Raw genomic sequence first — 2,338 nt, 5'->3', positions numbered from 1 at the left:
TGTCAATGCCGACTGAAATCTCCCCAAAAGTGCCGAAGTAAAATTCCCCAATTATGCCGACGTCGACGGCATGGAGAATTGGGTATTTTTCGGCGGCCGACCGCGTGGACGTGGCGGCGGCGCGAAGGAGGGTGGCGTAATCAAAGCTTTCGAACGGACGTGTTCAGGCATCAGTTCGGCATGTTGGCGCAACCTGTAACTTGATCCTTCGATCTGAACGACAACGGCGTGATGCAGAAGCCTGTCGAGCAGCGCGGTAGCGACGACCGCGTCTCCAAAGACATCGCCCCATTCTGCAAAGCCGCGATTGGACGTCAGGATCATTGCACCTCTCTCGTAGCGGGCGTTGACGAGCTGGAAGAACAAATTGCCGCCACCGGCGATGACCGGGAGATACCCGATCTCATCGACGATCAGCAGACTTGGCCTGCAGAAGAAGCGGATGCGTTCTTGCAGCCGTCCCTCGCGCTCGGCCCTGGACAGCGCCGCAATGAGATCGGCCAGCGTGCAGAAGTAGACGCTCTTGCCAGCTTTGACGGCTTCGACGCCGAGCGCCACGGCGAGATGGCTTTTGCCGGTTCCCGGTGGCCCGAGGAAATGCACGGCTTCATGCCGGTCGATGAACCCCAGTTGCGCAAGCGTGAAGATCCGATCTCGATCGAGGGAGGGCTGGAAGGAGAAATCAAAGCCGGCGAGCGTTTTGATGGTTGCCAGGCGGCCCATTCGAAGGGCCGTCTTTATGCGGCTGTTCTCGCGCAGGGTCAGCTCTTCGGAAAGCAGGATATCAATTGCTTCCAGTGCCGACAGCTCGCCCTGCTCCAGGCGCCGGACAATATGATCGAGTGCCTCAAGAGCACGTGGCATCTTCAAGCCAACAAGGTCATGACGAATGCGGTCGATCATCGACGGCACAGCATCGAGAGCGGCGCTCATGGGCGATTCTCCTGTGCCATAGCTCTGGCGACGGCGTCGTAGAAGGCCAGCGGCCGCTGTGTGACCCTTTCTCCGGATCCATGAAGAATGATCTCGTCGTTGTTGACGTGTGGTCGCGATCGCGGCGCGGAGCGAAGGGTTCTGTGCCCTGGTTCGACACGGCGCTGGTGGCGTCCTTCCAACACCGGATGCACAGCGATCAACGCACCGTCTTCGAAGATTCGAACCTCATTTGCCAAGGTGTGAACTTCGACGAGCCGCCGTCTGGTGGCGTCGGGCACGCTGTAGGCGTTTCCACCGACGCTCACCATGCCCTCTCGGGATATCCTGCGCTCAAGCCGCAAAACCGACCGGAACGGAGCCAGAGGCAAAGGCCGCAAATGATGGCGCTCCTCGGCGAAGGCTTCCATGACGACCCGCTGCGTTGTGGCGTGCACACGCGGATTGGCAACCGTATCAAGCCAATACCGCAGTTGGGCGTTGAGATCATCCAGGTTGCGAAACGACCGCGCCAGGAAGAAGTCTTCGCGAATATAGCGGAATGGCCGCTCGACCTTTCCCTTCGTTTTGGCGCGATATGCTTTGCAGGCCTTTGGGTGAAAGCCGTAATGGCGGGCGAGATCGAGCAGAGCGCGATTATAAACAATGCCACCCGTTTCGCCTTCGCCGATGACCGCAGTCTTCATTCGGTCGTAAAGGATCTCGCGCGGGACGCCGCCGATCGCATCGAACGCCGCCACGTGGCATCGCAGCACCGTTGGCAGATCCTGATGCATAACAAAACGCGCCCAGATGAGGCGGCTATGGCCCAGCACCATGGAAAACAGCCAGACGATCCTGGGGGTAGCCGGCTCATCGGTGAAGACAACATGGAATTGGGCGAAATCCACCTGAGCTTGTTCGCCGGGAGCCGTTTCGAACCGAACTTCAAACCCGTGTTCGGAGGTCGGGCGGACGTCTCTGAGAAAGTCCGTGACAGCAGTGTAGCCGCCGGCATATCCGCGTTCCTTGAGCTCTCGCAGGAGCCGTCGTCCGCTAAGACCGGGATAGGTCGCCACTCGTTCACGCAAATACGCCGTGAACGGGTCAATGACCGTCGCTCGAGGCTTCCTTGGTCCATAGGCCGGTGCCTCAAGGCCCCGTTCGATATATTTGCGGATTGTCTTTCGATCGACGCCGGTCTGCCTGGCGATCGCAGACACCGACAAGCCTTGTCGATGCAAATCTAAGATCATGACTATCTCCCCGAGTTTGATCACCGCCAGTCCCCTCTCGACCATCGAGAGTAGTATCGGTGAACGCGTGCCGCCGGTCTTCCGGGGCGCGCCCCGGAAGACCGGCGGCGTCGCTAAACTGGGGAAAATTCAAACGGCACTTCTGAGGAGTATTCATCCGGTATCGACAC

The 2,338-nt window shown here is 59.3% G+C and carries 2 protein-coding genes; both read right to left on the bottom strand.

Annotated elements, in window-relative coordinates; all coding sequences use genetic code 11:
* Positions 1-51: 51 nt before the first annotated feature.
* Positions 52-933 carry an IS21-like element helper ATPase IstB gene (gene istB / locus AC070A_RS34535; protein ID WP_112995001.1) on the bottom strand — a complete coding sequence of 294 codons (882 nt, stop codon included), beginning with the start codon at positions 931-933 and terminating at the stop codon, positions 52-54.
* Positions 930-2,192 (bottom strand): IS21 family transposase, encoded by a 1,263-nt coding sequence (gene istA / locus AC070A_RS34530; RefSeq protein ID WP_492383650.1) that lies wholly within the window; start codon positions 2,190-2,192, stop codon positions 930-932. Before istA ends, istB begins: the two co-directional genes overlap by 4 nt.
* Positions 2,193-2,338 lie beyond the last annotated feature (146 nt).

Source organism: Ensifer sp. GW101-20A05 (genome assembly GCF_059424735.1).
This window is presented reverse-complemented; position numbering and strand designations above follow the sequence as displayed.